21 protein-coding genes are annotated in these 13,674 nt (G+C 68.4%); 10 read left to right on the plus strand and 11 right to left on the minus strand.

Features of this window, described 5'->3' with window-relative positions:
- Positions 1–8: 8 nt before the first annotated feature.
- The gene (locus AWB94_RS07870; RefSeq protein ID WP_062659744.1) at positions 9–977 is read right to left on the minus strand and encodes an NAD-dependent epimerase/dehydratase family protein; all 969 of its coding nucleotides are present in this window, start codon (positions 975–977) and stop codon (positions 9–11) included.
- 37 nt (positions 978–1,014) lie between these two features.
- On the opposite strand from AWB94_RS07870, the gene AWB94_RS07875 reads away from it, so the two are divergent.
- A complete protein-coding gene (locus AWB94_RS07875; RefSeq protein WP_084395508.1) occupies positions 1,015–1,965 on the plus strand; it encodes a glycosyltransferase family 2 protein in 951 nt (316 codons plus the stop codon).
- Here AWB94_RS07875 and AWB94_RS07880 read toward each other — a convergent pair.
- Together AWB94_RS07880 and AWB94_RS07885 are read right to left on the minus strand one after the other, a co-directional pair.
- Positions 1,899–3,125 carry a glycosyltransferase gene (locus AWB94_RS07880; RefSeq protein WP_062659745.1) on the minus strand — a complete coding sequence of 409 codons (1,227 nt, stop codon included), beginning with the start codon at positions 3,123–3,125 and terminating at the stop codon, positions 1,899–1,901. The two genes, AWB94_RS07875 and AWB94_RS07880, sit on opposite strands and share 67 nt — an antisense overlap.
- A 46-nt stretch (positions 3,126–3,171) precedes the next feature.
- Positions 3,172–4,155 (minus strand): glycosyltransferase, encoded by a 984-nt coding sequence (locus tag AWB94_RS07885; RefSeq protein ID WP_062659746.1) that lies wholly within the window; start codon positions 4,153–4,155, stop codon positions 3,172–3,174.
- Positions 4,156–4,234: 79 nt separating this feature from the next.
- Between AWB94_RS07885 and AWB94_RS07890 the strand changes: the two genes are divergently transcribed.
- Genes AWB94_RS07890 through AWB94_RS07925 form a run of 8 tightly spaced genes read left to right on the plus strand, consistent with a single transcriptional unit; the run spans position 4,235 to position 9,491 of the window.
- Positions 4,235–4,435, plus strand: a complete 201-nt coding sequence (locus AWB94_RS07890; RefSeq protein ID WP_062659747.1) for a hypothetical protein — start codon at positions 4,235–4,237, stop codon at positions 4,433–4,435.
- A gap of 8 nt (positions 4,436–4,443) precedes the next feature.
- On the plus strand, positions 4,444–5,289 hold the full coding sequence (locus AWB94_RS07895; protein WP_062659748.1) for an SDR family oxidoreductase: 846 nt from the start codon (positions 4,444–4,446) through the stop codon (positions 5,287–5,289).
- 9 nt (positions 5,290–5,298) lie between these two features.
- A complete protein-coding gene (locus AWB94_RS07900; protein ID WP_062659749.1) occupies positions 5,299–5,763 on the plus strand; it encodes a hypothetical protein in 465 nt (154 codons plus the stop codon).
- Entirely contained in the window at positions 5,763–6,992 is a 1,230-nt protein-coding gene (locus AWB94_RS07905) for an NRAMP family divalent metal transporter (RefSeq protein ID WP_062659750.1), read from the plus strand. The genes AWB94_RS07900 and AWB94_RS07905 overlap by 1 nt, the downstream gene beginning before the upstream one ends.
- Complete coding sequence (locus AWB94_RS07910; protein WP_062659751.1) at positions 6,989–7,378, plus strand: PRC-barrel domain-containing protein; 390 nt, start codon at positions 6,989–6,991, stop codon at positions 7,376–7,378. The genes AWB94_RS07905 and AWB94_RS07910 overlap by 4 nt, the downstream gene beginning before the upstream one ends.
- Positions 7,365–7,688 (plus strand): hypothetical protein, encoded by a 324-nt coding sequence (locus tag AWB94_RS07915; RefSeq protein WP_062659958.1) that lies wholly within the window; start codon positions 7,365–7,367, stop codon positions 7,686–7,688. The genes AWB94_RS07910 and AWB94_RS07915 overlap by 14 nt, the downstream gene beginning before the upstream one ends.
- 40 nt (positions 7,689–7,728) lie before the next feature.
- Positions 7,729–8,490 (plus strand): DoxX family protein, encoded by a 762-nt coding sequence (locus AWB94_RS07920; RefSeq protein WP_062659752.1) that lies wholly within the window; start codon positions 7,729–7,731, stop codon positions 8,488–8,490.
- Between the two features lie 2 nt (positions 8,491–8,492).
- Positions 8,493–9,491, plus strand: a complete 999-nt coding sequence (locus tag AWB94_RS07925; protein ID WP_062659753.1) for an iron-containing redox enzyme family protein — start codon at positions 8,493–8,495, stop codon at positions 9,489–9,491.
- On the opposite strand, the gene AWB94_RS07930 is transcribed toward AWB94_RS07925, so the two are convergent.
- The 5 genes from AWB94_RS07930 to AWB94_RS07945 form a co-directional block, all read right to left on the minus strand.
- On the minus strand, positions 9,468–9,698 hold the full coding sequence (locus AWB94_RS07930) for a CDGSH iron-sulfur domain-containing protein (protein ID WP_062659754.1): 231 nt from the start codon (positions 9,696–9,698) through the stop codon (positions 9,468–9,470). The genes AWB94_RS07925 and AWB94_RS07930 overlap by 24 nt on opposite strands.
- Entirely contained in the window at positions 9,695–10,678 is a 984-nt protein-coding gene (locus tag AWB94_RS07935; RefSeq protein ID WP_062659755.1) for a TIGR03557 family F420-dependent LLM class oxidoreductase, read from the minus strand. Before AWB94_RS07935 ends, AWB94_RS07930 begins: the two co-directional genes overlap by 4 nt.
- A 142-nt stretch (positions 10,679–10,820) precedes the next feature.
- Positions 10,821–11,330, minus strand: coding sequence for a DUF6328 family protein (locus AWB94_RS07940; RefSeq protein WP_062659756.1), 510 nt, complete (start codon positions 11,328–11,330; stop codon positions 10,821–10,823).
- A 13-nt stretch (positions 11,331–11,343) separates the two neighbouring features.
- The gene (locus tag AWB94_RS34080) at positions 11,344–11,499 is read right to left on the minus strand and encodes a DUF6131 family protein (RefSeq protein ID WP_109762623.1); all 156 of its coding nucleotides are present in this window, start codon (positions 11,497–11,499) and stop codon (positions 11,344–11,346) included.
- A 19-nt stretch (positions 11,500–11,518) separates the two neighbouring features.
- Entirely contained in the window at positions 11,519–11,746 is a 228-nt protein-coding gene (locus AWB94_RS07945) for a hypothetical protein (protein ID WP_165605423.1), read from the minus strand.
- 190 nt (positions 11,747–11,936) lie between these two features.
- On the opposite strand from AWB94_RS07945, the gene mbp1 reads away from it, so the two are divergent.
- Positions 11,937–12,179, plus strand: a complete 243-nt coding sequence (gene mbp1 / locus AWB94_RS07950) for a microaggregate-binding protein 1 (RefSeq protein WP_062659758.1) — start codon at positions 11,937–11,939, stop codon at positions 12,177–12,179.
- A gap of 68 nt (positions 12,180–12,247) precedes the next feature.
- On the opposite strand, the gene usfY is transcribed toward mbp1, so the two are convergent.
- From usfY to AWB94_RS07965, 3 genes are all read right to left on the minus strand, one after another.
- Positions 12,248–12,556 carry a protein UsfY gene (usfY, locus tag AWB94_RS07955; RefSeq protein ID WP_062659759.1) on the minus strand — a complete coding sequence of 103 codons (309 nt, stop codon included), beginning with the start codon at positions 12,554–12,556 and terminating at the stop codon, positions 12,248–12,250.
- A gap of 101 nt (positions 12,557–12,657) precedes the next feature.
- On the minus strand, positions 12,658–13,269 hold the full coding sequence (locus AWB94_RS07960; RefSeq protein ID WP_409365999.1) for a flavodoxin family protein: 612 nt from the start codon (positions 13,267–13,269) through the stop codon (positions 12,658–12,660).
- 5 nt (positions 13,270–13,274) lie between these two features.
- Complete coding sequence (locus AWB94_RS07965) at positions 13,275–13,619, minus strand: hypothetical protein (RefSeq protein ID WP_234811659.1); 345 nt, start codon at positions 13,617–13,619, stop codon at positions 13,275–13,277.
- Positions 13,620–13,674 lie beyond the last annotated feature (55 nt).

Raw genomic sequence — 13,674 nt, forward strand, 5'->3', positions numbered from 1 at the left:
CCCATCCTCTACTTGCTGTCTTGCGCGGGGGCCGCCTGGCCCGCGAACCACTCGACCGTCTCGGCCAACCCTTGCTTGTATGTCACCTGCGGATACCAGCCCAAGAATTCGGCCGCCGCGCCGATGTCGGGGCAACGCCGTTTCGGGTCGTCACCCTGGGCCGGCACGAATTCGATGGGCGATGTGCTACCCGCCAGGTCCCGGATGATCTCGGCGATCTGCACCACGGTGAGCTCATCCGGGTTACCGATGTTGACCGGGCCCGCGCAATCCGCGGCCGCCAGGGCGACAAGGGCATCCACGGTGTCGTCGACATAGCACAGTGAGCGGGTCTGCTCACCGGATCCGTGCACCGTCAGCGGCCGCCCCGACAGCGCCTGGGCGCAAAATGTCGGGACCACCCGCCCGTCGTCGGCGCGCATCCCCGGCCCGTAGGTGTTGAAGATGCGCGCCACCCCGGTGTCGACCGAGTTGGCCCGCCGGTGCGCGAACGTCAGAGCCTCGGCGAAGCGCTTCGCCTCGTCGTACACGCTACGCGGCCCGATGGGATTGACGTTGCCCCAATAGCTTTCGTGCTGCGGATGTTGCAGCGGGTCGCCGTACACCTCACTGGTCGAGGCGAGTACCAGCCGTGCCCCGAACTGCTCGGCAAGCGCGATCACATTGGCCGTGCCCAGCGCCCCCGTGCGCAGCGTCTGCACCGGCAGCCGCAGATAGTCCACCGGGGAGGCCGGTGATGCCAGGTGGAAGATGACGTCGACCTCGGGCAGCTCGCCGGGATCGAGTGGATCGGCGATATCGCGCCGGATGAACCGGTAGCCGGGGTGGCCGGCCAGCGCGGTATCGGCCCGCGGTGCACTGGTGGACAGGTTGTCCAGGCTCACCACCTGCGTGCCGGCGTCCAGCAGCCGGCGGCACAGGTGGCCGCCCAGGAAGCCACCGCCGCCGGTGACGAGGGCGCGTCGTTGTTCAGTCATGGTTTGCCAATCGTTGCCGTGGGTAGCCGTGCCGGTTATGACTCACCCAGTGCAGCTCGATGACCGGATGTCCTTCGTGATCGCCACCCGTGATCGCGGTGACGAACTGGAAGCGGTGGTCCAGCGGTTGCTGGACACCACCAGGTGCCCGATTGTCGTGGTGGACAACCACTCCCGCGACGATTCGGTGGCGCGGATACGCCGGATCGCTGCCGGTGAGCCGCGGGTGCAGGTGCTGGCGCTGGGCGCGAACCTGGGGGCGGTGGCCCGCAATATCGGTGTCACGAACAGCCGCACCCCGTACATCGCGTTCTGCGACGACGACTCGTGGTGGGCGACCGACGCCCCCGGTCGCGCAGTCGAGCTCTTCGACCGCCATGCCGACCTGGCCCTGCTGGCCGCGCGCACCGTGGTGTGGCCCGGCGGCGACGAGGATCCGATGGTGGCACACCTGGCCGGCAGTCCCCTGCCGAGCCGGGCGGATCTGCCGGGTCCGACCATCCTCGGCTTCATGGCCTGCGCCGCGATGGTACGCAAGAGCGCCTTCGAGGCGGCGGGCGGATTCAGCCCGATCCTGCATTTCCGCGGCGAAGAGCAGTTGCTGGCAATGGATCTGGCGGCGTCGGGATGGCAGCTGTGCTACTGCCCTGAGCTGACCGCATTCCACCAGCCGTCGCAGCTGCGCGAGCCGACGGCCGCCCAGCAGGCCAGGGTGCTGCGCAACACCGCGCTCACCTCGTGGCTGCGCAGGCCGGTCGGCCACGGATTGCGCAGTGCCGTAATCCTGTTCGGGTCCGCCATCCGCGACCCCGCCCACCTGCGGGCGGCCGGGCAGGCGGTGCGATTGCTGCCGTCGGTGCTGCGCGAGCGGCGGCGCCTGCCCGCCGCCGTCGAACACCAACTCGCAGTCCTTGAGCATCCTCATCCCGACGACACCTTCGTCCGTGACCGCGGGCGGCCGAACCCGACCGGGCAGAGCCGGTCGTAGAGCCGCAGGGTATCGGCGGCGACCCGGTCCCAGGAGTACCGGGCCCGGGCCCGGTCCCGTCCGGCTGCACCGAGCCCGCGGCGCGCAAAGTCGTTGCGCAGAAGCACGTTGACCACGTCGGCGAACACGTCCGGCCGTTTCGGCGGGACCAGCCGACCGGTCACGTCGTCGACGACGGTATCGAGCATTCCGCCCACCGCGGCGGCCACCACGGGCACCCCACACGCCATCGCCTCCAACGGGACGATGCCGAACGGTTCGTACCACGGCGTACACGCCACGACATCGGCCGAGCGCAGCATCGCCGGCATATCGGCACGGGCCACCGCGCCACACAGCCGCACCCGGTCGGCCACGCCGAGTTCGTCGGCCAGGGCCAGCAACCGCTTCGCCTCGGCATCGCCGTTCAGGCGGGCGGCATCCGGCCCACCGACGATCACGAACTCGGTGTCCGGGATCGCCGGCAACGCCCGGAGCACCACGTCGAATCCCTTGCGCTGCACGAATCGGCCGACGCTGAGGATGCGCCGCCTCTTGCCACGCTGCGCCACCGGGCCGTCGGGGGTGAACAGGTCGATGTCCACCCCACACGGCACCACCGAGGTGCGGGTCCGAGACCGACCCAACCGGATCAGCTCGAACACCTCGTCGGTGCAGGTGGCCGCCACCCAGGTGGCGTTGCGCGCGACCAGCGCCTCCAGTTTGGTCCGTTCGGCCGGACTGGTGTCCTGGCCGCCCTGGTGCCTGCGTTTCACCACCCCGAGAGCGTGAAAGGTCTGCACGGCAGGGATGTTCAGCGGTTGCGCAGCCAGCTGTGCGGCGACGCCGGACATCCAGAAGTGGGCGTGCGCGACATCGGGCCGGTTCGACGACCAACGCTGGTGCAGGAACCGGGCGAACTGCCCCATATAAGGCAGCATGTCGTCTTTGGGAATGGGCTCGGCAGGTCCGGCCGGCACATGCACCACCGTGTATCCGTCCGGCGTGCGCACGCATTCGTCGATGCCGGCGTCGTCGCGGCGGGTGTATACGTCCACCTCGTGTCCGCGGCGGGCCATCGCCGCCGACAACGCCGCCACGTGGACGTTCTGTCCGCCGGCGTCAACTCCGCCCAGCGCCGCAAGCGGACTGGCGTGCTCGGACACCATCGCTATCCTCATTGCGCCTTCCTTCTCCCAACAAACTTCCCGACGTCGACGGCAGGCCTCATGTGCGGCAACGGTCCTCGATGACCTCGTCCCACTCGGCCAGGAACCGGCCGAGCGCGAAATGCTCGACGGCGTAATCCCTGGCGGCCTTACCTGCCGCGGCGGCGGCGGCCGGATCCCGGACGAAGCCCTCCACGGCGCGGGCCAGCGCCGGGACGTCGGCGCTCACCACGCCGGCTTGGGTCGGCACCACCAGCGGTGCCATCGTCGAGGCGACCGCCACCACCGGCATGCCCAGATACATCGCCTCGATCAGCGACAGCCCCAGCGACGTCCACCGGGCGGTGTGCAGATACACCCGCCGCCGCGCGACGTGCCGCCACAGCTGCGGGGCGGTCACATCGCCTTTGCCGCGTACTTTTCCGGTACGGCCGGTCCTGTCGTGGTTGAGCTCCTCGGTGTCGATCCCCCACGCATCGACGGGAACCGACCTGGACAGCTCGGCCAGCAGATCGGCACCCACGGTGCGCCAGCGCCGTACCGGCTCGTTGACCATGGTGGCCGCGGCCGCCACGTCGCCGGTGTAGAGGTGGCCGGGGTCGGCCACGCCGTGGTCGATGACGAAGGTGGGTGCGATCCCGTTGTCCCACATCAGCCGGTTGTAATCGGTGACGTGCACGATCGGGATGTCGCGCCGGCCCGCGAGGGGATGCACGCTGTCCACCGGATGCGGCCGCGGCGCATTGTGCTCGACATAGACGGCCGGGATGTCGGCTCCCGGCCGCCGACCCAGCCACAGGTACGTTGCGGCCAGGTCTTCCGGTCGCTGCAAGACCACCAGGTCGATGTCGGTCTCGCGCAGCTCGGCAAGTGGAACCTCTTGCGCGCGTGGCCAATTACGGCCCATCAGGCCGCGGGCCTCGTCCTGTTCGCCCGCTGTCGCGACCGGCACGAGGTAGCGATGCGGCCCCGCCGTGAACGATTCGGTCCAGGAACCGTGCACGTGCCATACGAGCACGTTGCGCTGATGGTCCGTCTGCATGGGGGCCGAAGTACCCTGGCACTTCTCTCTTAAACGTGCGAAGTGTTTTTGATCTTGGCGGTCCGGGTACCCCGCTCGCATGGACCGCGAACAGTTCCCCGATGCGGTGCCGGAGGCCGATGCGGTCGAGCAGCTCCGCGATGTCACCGAACCGGTGCCCGACGAAGAGAACTCCGTCACCGACCCCGGCGCACCTCCGCTGGAGGCGTCCGCAGCAGATTGGCAGGAGCAGAACGAAGTCGTCGACACCGGTGACGACGACTTCGGCAGGGAAAGCTGAGGCCCGCGATGGAGCCGTCCGAGAACGTGATCCCCTACCCCGGGCACACCGCGGACATGGCGAATCCGCCGCGCGACGAGATGCGCGAGTACGTCGGCCGAGATCTGCTCGTGGGGCGGCGGGCCCTGATCACCGGTGGTGATTCCGGTATCGGCAGGGCGGTCGCGGTGGCGTTCGCCAAGGAGGGTGCCGATGTCGCGATCGCCTACCTCGAGGAGGACGAGGACGCCGCGTACACCGCGTCGTTGGTGAGCGCGGCTGGGCGCAGGTGCGTGCTGCTGCCCGGCGAACTCGCCGACGCCGGGCACTGCGCGACGGTGGTGACGCGTACCGTCGGAGAATTGGACGGTCTGGACATCCTGGTGAACAACGCCGCCTACCAGGCGCCGCGGCAATCGTTGTCGGAGATCTCCGACGAACAGTGGCGACGCACCTTCGCCGTCAACATCGACAGCTTCTTCCGCGTCACCAAAGCGGCGCTGGAACACCTTCCCGACGGCGCGGCCATCGTCAACACCGCGTCGGTGAACGGGTTGCGCGGCAACAAGACGCTGATCGACTATTCGGCCACCAAGGGTGCCGTGCTGGCCTTCACCTACGCGCTGGCGCAGTCCCTGGCCGACCGCCGGATCCGGGTCAATTGCGTGGCGCCCGGTCCGGTGTGGACACCGCTGATCCCCGCCACCATGCCGCCGGACAAGGTGGAATCGTTCGGCGGCCACACGCCGTTGGGCCGCCCGGCGCAACCCGATGAGATCGCGCCGTCGTACGTCTTCTTCGCGGCCGACCTGCTGTCGTCGTACTACAGCGGCGAAGTCCTCTCGCCCCTGGGCGGCGAGACCCTGCCGGGCTGAGGACCGGTCATGCAGCGCAAGGGAAGACGGCCGCGGGCCATCCGCACGTCGCTACTCGCGCTGCTGTGCGTTGCGGCGCTCGGCCTGTTGCTGACGCAGTGCCCGGCCAACCGCGACGGCGCGCCCGGCCGACTGGCCCAGGCAATGGAGGAGAGCACCGCGGCCGCGCGCAGCGGCGCCCTGGCACTCGACCTGTTTCACCGCGGCCGGTCCACCGCGCAACTGGCCGCCGTCCAGCTCTCCGATGCCCGCGACGAGGCGGTCAAGGCTTACCAGGGCATTGCCGAACTGCGGGTGCAAGATCCGGTCGACGTCGGCAGGCAGGGCATGCTGGCCAACGCCGTCACCGGCATCATCACCGAACTGAACACCGCATCGGTTGCGGTGCGCGGCGTGCCAGGGCAACCGCCGCTGCCGACACTGCACGACCGGTTGCTGACGGCGGCGGCAACCCTGGAGAGCGGATACCGCTGATGAAGAAGTTCTTCGCGGTGGCGCTGGGCATCCTGACCGCCATCGGCGGTTTCCTCGATATCGGGGACCTGGTGACGAACGCCGTTGTCGGATCACGCTTCGGGCTGGCCCTGGCCTGGGTGGTGGTCGTCGGTGTGGTGGGCATCTGCTTGTTCGCCCAGATGGCCGGTCGGGTGGCCGCCGTGAGCGGTCGGGCGACCTTCGAGCTCATCCGCGAACGCCTCGGTCCGCGCACCGCTGCGGCCAACCTGAGCGCGTCCTTCCTGATCAACCTGATGACGCTGACGGCCGAGATCGGCGGTGTCGCGCTGGCCCTACAGTTGGCCAGCGATGTCGGCCGCATGGTGTGGATTCCGTTGGCCGCCTTCGCGATATGGGTCGTGGTGTGGCGGGTGAAGTTCAGCATCATGGAGAACATCACCGGAGTCACCGGGTTGTGCCTCATCGTCTTCGCCGTCGCCGTGTTCGCGCTGATGCCCGACTGGTCGGCGCTCGGGCATGCCGTCACGCATCCGGTCATTCCGGAATCCGAATCGGCGGCCACCTACTGGTATTACGCCATCGCCCTCTTCGGTGCGGCGATGACACCGTACGAGGTGTTCTTCTTCTCCTCCGGCGCGGTCGAGGAGCATTGGACGACCGAGGATCTCGGCGTGTCCCGGCTCAACGTGATGGTCGGATTCCCACTCGGCGGCGTGCTGTCGGTGGCGATCGCCGCGTGCGCCACCATCGTGTTGCTGCCCGGCGGGATCGAGGTGACGTCGCTGTCGCAGGTCGTCATGCCGGTGGTCGCGGCGGGCGGCAAACTCGCACTGGCCTTCGCCATCATTGGCATCGTGGCGGCAACCTTCGGTGCGGCGCTGGAGACGACGTTGTCCAGCGGCTACACCCTCGGCCAGTTCCTGGGCTGGCGGTGGGGCAAGTTCCGTAAGCCCGCCGACGCGGCCCGCTTCCACACGGTCATGCTGGTCTCGATCGTCCTCGGCGTCGCGGTCCTCTACACCGGCGTGGATCCGGTACTGGTGACGGAATACTCGGTGGTGTTCTCCGCGATCGCGCTGCCACTGACCTACCTGCCCATCCTCATCGTCGCCAACGACCGTGACTACATGGGCGATCACGTCAACGGGAGGGTGACCAACGTGCTGGGATCGGTGTATCTGGTGATCATCGTGGTCGCGTCATTGGCCGCGATCCCGCTGATGATCGTGACGGGAGCCGGGCAATGACGAAATCGACGACGGCCTCGAAGCGGATCCTGGATGCCCGGCTGCACCTGCTGGACCGCCAACTCGTCGACGAGGACGGCGATCCGGTGGGCATCGTCGACGATCTGGAACTGGACGGCGTGGAACCGGATCGCGACATCCCCACGGGCGCACCGGCCCCGAAGGTCACCGGGATCCTGTCCGGTCAGGTGCTGGGAACCCGGATCTTCGGCGGCGCCCCGCCCCGGTCCCGATTGCAGGAGATCCCGTGGGACAAGGTGACCCGGGTCGGTGTCACCGTGCAGGTGGCCCCGACGGACGTCGTCACCGATGTGCACTGGGTGGAACAGTGGCTGCGCGATCATGTCATCGGCCGCATCCCGGGGGGCCGGCATGCAGCTGAGTAGGCTTCTCGGCGTCGCCCTCGTCGACGCCGGCCATCATCCGGTGGGCACCGTGGTCGACATCCGGCTCTCGGTGCCCGACGACTGCCGGGGTAGCCCCGAGGTGCTCGGCCTGGTGGTGAGCCCGCGTACCGGCTCGTCGTATCTGGGTTATGACCGCACCGGCACGAACGCCCCGGTGTTGATCGCCGCGCTGGCCCGTTGGTGGCACCGCGGCACCTTCGTGGCCGGCTGGTCCGATATCGCGCGGATCGGCTCGGAGCGGATCACCTTGCGGCCCGGTTACACCCGGGCGCCCGCGGCGCTGCCATGACGATGTTTCGGCGCGGGTGATGCCGGGAATCCCGGGTCACATGTTGTTGCGCAGAGTCGCCCGTCCGTTGCTGTCCGTCGCGTTCATCGGGCAGGGTATCGAGACCCTTCTGGACACCAAGTCCGCTTCTGATGTCGTACGCCCCACGCTGGAAGGTCTGCAGACCCTCCCCGAGCCCGTCGGCACCAAGGTCCCCTCCGATGCGGTGACCGTCGCGCGGGTGAACGCCGGCGTCCAGATCGGCGCGGGGCTGCTGTTGGCCACCGGCCGGATCCCGCGCGTCGCGTCCGCGCTGCTGGCCGCCACGGTGATCCCCGGCAACCTCGGTGATCACATGTTCTGGAACGAGTCCGATCCAGAGCGCAAGGCGGCCAAACGCCGGGGATTCCTCACCGATCTGAGCCTGATCGGCGGGCTCGTGCTGGCATCTGCCGACACCGCGGGCAAGCCCTCCCTCGGCTGGCGCGGACGGCGCGCCGCACGGCTGGCGGCGGGCGCCGTGTCGGCCGCGCTGCCGATCGGCGACAGCGGCACGGACGGCGAGATCGCCGAGATTGCCGAGAAGCTCGGACACGGCCTGCAGGTGGGTGCCGAGCGCGGACGCGACCTGGCCGCCACCGCGATCGAACGCGGCGCGCCGATCGCCGAGAAGGCCCGCCGGAAGGGCGCCGAACTCGCCGAAACCGCCATCGAACGCGGCACCCCGATCGCCGAGAAGGCCCGCCGCAGGGGCGCCGAACTCGCCGAGACGGCCATCGAGCAGGGCAGCGACCAGCTGCACCGGCTGCGCCAGCAGATCTGATCATGGCCGACATCACACGTGGCATGCCCGCACCGGCAGGCCCGCTGTCCGGCGCGGTGATCGACCGATTGACCACCGGTGCGCCCCTTGACGGTTCGTCGAACGCCGCGCTGGCCGAATCGGATCCCTACGGTCGGGACGTCCAGCTGGCGCTGCAGTTGTGCTACGAGTTGTTCTATCGCGGTTTCACCGGGGTGGATGCGGGGTGGGAGTGGGATCCCGCGCTGATCGAACTGCGCAACCGGCTGGAAGCGGCATTCCTGGCCGATATCCGGCGGGGAGTCGGAGACCTGACCGGGCTCGACGCGGCCGACGAGATGGACCGGCTGTCCACCGAACCCGTCGACGGCAGCGGCCCGTCCCATTTCCTGCTGACCGAAGGCAGCTGGGAGCAGATGCGCGAGTACTTCGTGCACCGGTCCATCTACCACCTCAAGGAGGCTGATCCGCACGCCTGGGTCATCCCCCGGTTGGTCGGTCAGGCCAAGGCGTCCTTCGTGGCCGTCGAATTCGACGAATTCGGGGGCGGTCGGGGCGGACAGGTCCATCAGCAGTTGTTCGCCGACCTCTTGGCGGCCGCCGGATTGGATGACGGCTATCTGGCGTACCTGGAGACCGTTCCCGCCGAGTCGCTGGCGGTGGTCAACCTGATGTCGATGTTCGGCCTGCACCGGCGCTGGCGGGGTGCGACGGTCGGGCACTTCGCGGCCACCGAGATCACCTCGCCACCGGGATCGCAGCGGCTCGCCGACGCGCTGGACCGGATGGGCGCGCCGGCGCCGTGCACGCGGTTCTATCTGGAGCACGTGGAGGCCGACGCCGTCCACGAGCAGGTGGTGCGCACCGACGTGGTCGGTGACCTGTTGGCCCGCGAACCCGATCTGGAGCCCGATGTCGTATTCGGCATCCGGGCCTTCGAACTCGTCGAAGACCGGTTGGCCGATCACCTGATGAAATGCTGGCGCGACCAGCGCAGCTCACTCCTGCTGCCGCTCAGCTGATTTCGGCGTCGATGTCGCCGCTTTTCTGATTTTCTTGCGGTGGCTGGTGTCGCAGAGTGGGTAGGTCCGGGACCGGCGGCACGCACAGATGGCCACCTTGAACCGGTCGGATTCCACCACCCGGCCGTCGGGCATTTCGATGGAGACCGGGCCTTCGATGATCACCGGACCACCCGCGACGACCCGCACCACGCGCCGCTCGGTCATCCCAGCTCGGCCCGCAGCGCGGCCAGCAGCGGCTCGGCCGCCTCGGCCAGGAACTGGTCCTGCGCCTGCCCGCCGACCTGGACCAGCGCGATATCGGTGAATCCGGCGTCGCGGTAGGGCCGCACGGCCTCCACGATGGCGTCCAGGTCGGGTCCGCACGGGATGCTCTCGGCGACGTCCTCGGGGCGGACGAACTTGCTGGCGGCGGCGAAGCCGGCCGTCGTCGGCAGGTCGGCGTTCACCGACCAGCCGCCGCCGAACCAACGGAACTGTTCGTGCGCCCGCTGTATTGCCTTGTCCCGGTCGGGATCCCAGCACACCGGCAGTTGGCCGATCACGCGGCCGTCGGGCAGACCCACCGCCCGGCGGCGACGTCGCCACGTCTCGACGACATCGCCGTCGGGTGCGGTGTCGATGAAATGGTCGGCGAAATCCGCCAGCTTCTCGACCGATTTCGCCCCCGTCATCGACACCGCCAAGGCCACCGGCACGTCCGGGATGTCCCACAGCCGGGCCGAGTCGACTTCGAAGAACTCACCCCGAAAGTCGACCAACTCCCCGCTGAACAGTTCCCGGATGATCTTGATGGCCTCGGCAAGCATGTCGATGCGCCGGCCGACGGTGGGCCAGTCCTTCCCCACCACATGCTCGTTCAGGTTCTCGCCGCTGCCCAGGCCCAGGGTGAACCGGCCATCGGCGAGGATCTGCAGCGTCGCGGCTTGTTGCGCGACGACGGCCGGGTGGTATCGGATGGTGGGACAGGTGACATACGAGTACAGCTCAACCCGTTCGGTCACGTGCGCCACCGCGCCCAGCACCGTCCACGCGTGCGGCGCATGGCCTTGGGCGGCCAGCCATGGTGAGAAGTGGTCGCTGCACACCTCGAAGTCGAAACCGGCCGCCTCGGCGGCCGCGGCGTTGCGCACCAGATCCTTGGGGCCGCTCTGTTCGGTCATCAGGGTGTAGCCGAAGCTGGTCATGCTCCACCAGGTACCCGAGCATGCCCGGCGACAAACCCGCGTTCAGGGCGGTGCCCGATTCGCCCTTTCAGGGCGGTGCCCGATTCGCCCTTTCAGGGCGGTGCCCGATTCGCCCTTTCAGGGCGGTGCCCGATTCGCCCTTTCAGGGCGGTGGCCGCGTGCGCAGCACCAGCGGCAGCACCAGCCACAGCCCGATCAGCGCCAGCGCGGTCACGCCACCGGCGAGGATGCCGGCACGGGAACCGACGACCACATCGAAGATGAGCACCGACACGCCCGCCAGCGCGAGTGCGAGCAGCATGAGCCCGTAATACGCCAGGCGGTGCGCACCCGCGACGATCACGTCGAGCCGGTGCCGGCGGAACATCATCCGATGCATGCCGATGGGTGCCACCAACAGCATCGTGGCCCCCAGCGAACAGCTCACGGTGATCAGGTAGACCACCCGCATCGCGGCGTCCAATCGGTCGAACCGGTTCTGGAACGGCAGCATCAGCAGCAGACCGGTGAGCAGTTGCACGCCGGTCTCGACGACCCGCAGTTCCTGCAGCAGGCTGGACCAATTGCGGTCGAGCCGTTGGGCTGCCGTCTCGCCCCTGGCCGCGTTGTTCCACTGCTGGTCACGTTCGGGATGATCGACGTCGACGCCCATGACCGGTCTCGGGCTAATACCAGTAGCGGCGACCGCCGACCGGCCGTCCGACCGATCCGAGCAACCAGAACACGGCGCCGACCACGAGCAGGATGACGCCGATCACCCACAGCACGTAGACGTTGAGGACGAGTCCGAGAATGAGCAGGACCGCTCCGAGAACCACCATGATTACCTCATTTCACCGATCACGCAGGAACGTATGACGGCATGGCACTGGGCTCGGGCAGCCGGCAGTCGACCACCTTGGGATTGACGCCGGCATAGTTCAGTGGCCCGGCCAGCACGGTGAGCGCAATCTGACCCGCTGTGGCGCAATTCGTTTGGCCGCTGTGGAAGTAGTCGCGTTGCCAGGCCGCCAATACCCCGATCAACAGCCAGACCAACACGATCGTGCCGGCTAATCCCCGGAACATGGAAGCCTCCATCGGTCGAATCCAGTGGCAGGCGAATACCCGATCGCGTGGCAGGCGAAACCACGCCCGAGCGCGGGATACGCGGCGAGCCCTGGGGTTTGGGCGCGGGCCGTGACGGGAAACCCTCGGCTGTACGCGGCAGTGCCGCCGTGTAGGACACCAATCCACTCTGGTTAGCGGAAAGGTAATAATGACCGACAAGAAGACCGGACCCGAAGAGGCCGTCAGCGGCGTCGTCGAGGACGCCAAGGGCAAGATCAAGGAAGCCGTCGGTACGGTGACCGGCCGCCACGACCTCACCGAAGAAGGCAAGGCGCAGCAGGACAAGGCGGACGCACAGCGCGACGCCGCCAAGAAGGAGGCCGAAGCCGACGCCGCCCGCGGTGGCGCGCAGGCAGCCGAACAGCGCCAGCGGGCAGAACAACGCCGCTGACCCGCCGGCACGATGGGAACCACCCAGCCCAGCAGCTCACCCGAAGGGGTCTGCTGGGCTGAGTGCGGTCAGCTGTTGGGGTGCTGCCGTGGCACGTCGGGATGTGCTGCGTACCAACGATCTTCGATCCTACGCACCCGGACGTGTTCCAGCGTCAGCCACAGCGCGCCCACCAGCAGCCCGGCGCCGGACAGCGTGGCCATCGTCAAGCCGACATCGAAATGCTTTGTCGCAAACGCCGCGAGGCTCGCAACGAACAGCACCAATGCCACCCCGATGAGGATGAGCGCCGGCATGATCAGATTGTCCTTCATGGACTCCCCGGCATGTGGCCGCGTCGTGCGAGTGTGATCGACCGGGTCTTTCGGGCCCTTCATGGCAACCCTCCTTCTCCCTCACCTCCCGGCCACTGCGAGCCGATGGAAAGGCTGTAATCAAGGGTAGATCGCCGATGTCGGCAACGGAAGGCACATCGTCTTCAGGTGTACCGCGGGTATCCGCCGGTGCGCAGCGCCTCAGCCAGGTGCGCCGCGTTGCGGGCTGCGGCCACCGTTGCCGAGGAAACCGCCTCGGGAACCTGGTCCAACTCCAGGTAATCGGTGCTGCCCATGGCCTCACCGTTCCAGTACGTGCACCCTTGCGCCGGTATGGAGAAGCCGATGTCGTTGAGCGCCTGGAACAGATCGGCGACGGTCTTGTGCGCACCGTCCTCGTTGCCGACCACGGCGACGACGGCCACCTTGTCCACCAGGACGGGCCTGTCCAGTTCGTCGGTAGTGGACAATTCGGCGTCCAAACGCTCCAGTACCCGCTGCGCGACGCTCGAAGGGTGGCCCAGCCATACCGGCGTAGCGAGCACCAGGATGTCGGCGGACAGCACCTTCTCCCGGATCGGTGGCCACTGGTCACCGTCGCCCATATCGGCCTGCACGCCGGGGGCGATGGCATGGTCGGCACAGCGCAGCGTCTCGGTGTCGACGCCCATCGTGCGCAGTGCCGAGCAGACGTGTTCGGCCATCAGTTCGCTGCTCGACGGCGCCGGGCTGGGCTTGAGGCTGCACACCAGGGCCAGGGCGCGCAGCGGCGACACGGCGGTCACGATCCGAGCACCGGACCGGCCATGGCGGGCAGGCCCATCGTCAGTGTCAGCAACATCAGCAACATGAGGAACCAGCCGGCCCCCTGCCAGGCCCACCAGGCGTGCCGCTGCTTCCAGGCGCGGTACGTGCGGACGAAGGCGTACAGTCCACCGATCAGCAGGATGATCGGTGCGCCCAGGGCCAGCGCCAGGCGCTGCGGCGGCCCGCAGGCGGCCGAATCCGCGATCGCGCCGTGACAGGAACTCACCAGCAGCGCGGCCACCACCAGGAAGCTCACCCCGGCCACCGCCGTGAGGAGGCCGAACCGCACCGCCGCGCGGACGTCGTCGTTGTCCTGCATGGTTGCCCTCATCACCGCCGGGTTCCCGGGAACCCGGCCGCTAAACGCATGTCCG

This window comes from Mycolicibacterium canariasense (genome assembly GCF_002101555.1).
Classification (GTDB): domain Bacteria; phylum Actinomycetota; class Actinomycetes; order Mycobacteriales; family Mycobacteriaceae; genus Mycobacterium; species Mycobacterium canariasense.

Bases quoted from the DNA above. Each gene is read 5' to 3' on its own strand.
- AWB94_RS07945 (WP_165605423.1), bottom strand. From the start codon at position 11,746: ATGTTCCGGGGATTAGCCGGCACGATCGTGTTGGTCTGGCTGTTGATC.
- AWB94_RS07900 (WP_062659749.1), top strand. From the start codon at position 5,299: ATGCAGCGCAAGGGAAGACGGCCGCGGGCCATCCGCACGTCGCTACTC.
- AWB94_RS07920 (WP_062659752.1), top strand. From the start codon at position 7,729: ATGTTGTTGCGCAGAGTCGCCCGTCCGTTGCTGTCCGTCGCGTTCATC.
- AWB94_RS34080 (WP_109762623.1), bottom strand. From the start codon at position 11,499: ATGGTGGTTCTCGGAGCGGTCCTGCTCATTCTCGGACTCGTCCTCAAC.
- AWB94_RS07940 (WP_062659756.1), bottom strand. From the start codon at position 11,330: ATGGGCGTCGACGTCGATCATCCCGAACGTGACCAGCAGTGGAACAAC.
- AWB94_RS07870 (WP_062659744.1), bottom strand. From the start codon at position 977: ATGACTGAACAACGACGCGCCCTCGTCACCGGCGGCGGTGGCTTCCTG.
- AWB94_RS07890 (WP_062659747.1), top strand. From the start codon at position 4,235: ATGGACCGCGAACAGTTCCCCGATGCGGTGCCGGAGGCCGATGCGGTC.
- AWB94_RS07885 (WP_062659746.1), bottom strand. From the start codon at position 4,155: ATGCAGACGGACCATCAGCGCAACGTGCTCGTATGGCACGTGCACGGT.
- AWB94_RS07910 (WP_062659751.1), top strand. From the start codon at position 6,989: ATGACGAAATCGACGACGGCCTCGAAGCGGATCCTGGATGCCCGGCTG.
- AWB94_RS07875 (WP_084395508.1), top strand. From the start codon at position 1,015: ATGACTCACCCAGTGCAGCTCGATGACCGGATGTCCTTCGTGATCGCC.
- AWB94_RS07915 (WP_062659958.1), top strand. From the start codon at position 7,365: ATGCAGCTGAGTAGGCTTCTCGGCGTCGCCCTCGTCGACGCCGGCCAT.
- AWB94_RS07965 (WP_234811659.1), bottom strand. From the start codon at position 13,619: ATGCAGGACAACGACGACGTCCGCGCGGCGGTGCGGTTCGGCCTCCTC.
- usfY (WP_062659759.1), bottom strand. From the start codon at position 12,556: ATGAAGGGCCCGAAAGACCCGGTCGATCACACTCGCACGACGCGGCCA.
- mbp1 (WP_062659758.1), top strand. From the start codon at position 11,937: ATGACCGACAAGAAGACCGGACCCGAAGAGGCCGTCAGCGGCGTCGTC.
- AWB94_RS07925 (WP_062659753.1), top strand. From the start codon at position 8,493: ATGGCCGACATCACACGTGGCATGCCCGCACCGGCAGGCCCGCTGTCC.
- AWB94_RS07880 (WP_062659745.1), bottom strand. From the start codon at position 3,125: ATGAGGATAGCGATGGTGTCCGAGCACGCCAGTCCGCTTGCGGCGCTG.
- AWB94_RS07905 (WP_062659750.1), top strand. From the start codon at position 5,763: ATGAAGAAGTTCTTCGCGGTGGCGCTGGGCATCCTGACCGCCATCGGC.
- AWB94_RS07935 (WP_062659755.1), bottom strand. From the start codon at position 10,678: ATGACCAGCTTCGGCTACACCCTGATGACCGAACAGAGCGGCCCCAAG.
- AWB94_RS07895 (WP_062659748.1), top strand. From the start codon at position 4,444: ATGGAGCCGTCCGAGAACGTGATCCCCTACCCCGGGCACACCGCGGAC.
- AWB94_RS07930 (WP_062659754.1), bottom strand. From the start codon at position 9,698: ATGACCGAGCGGCGCGTGGTGCGGGTCGTCGCGGGTGGTCCGGTGATC.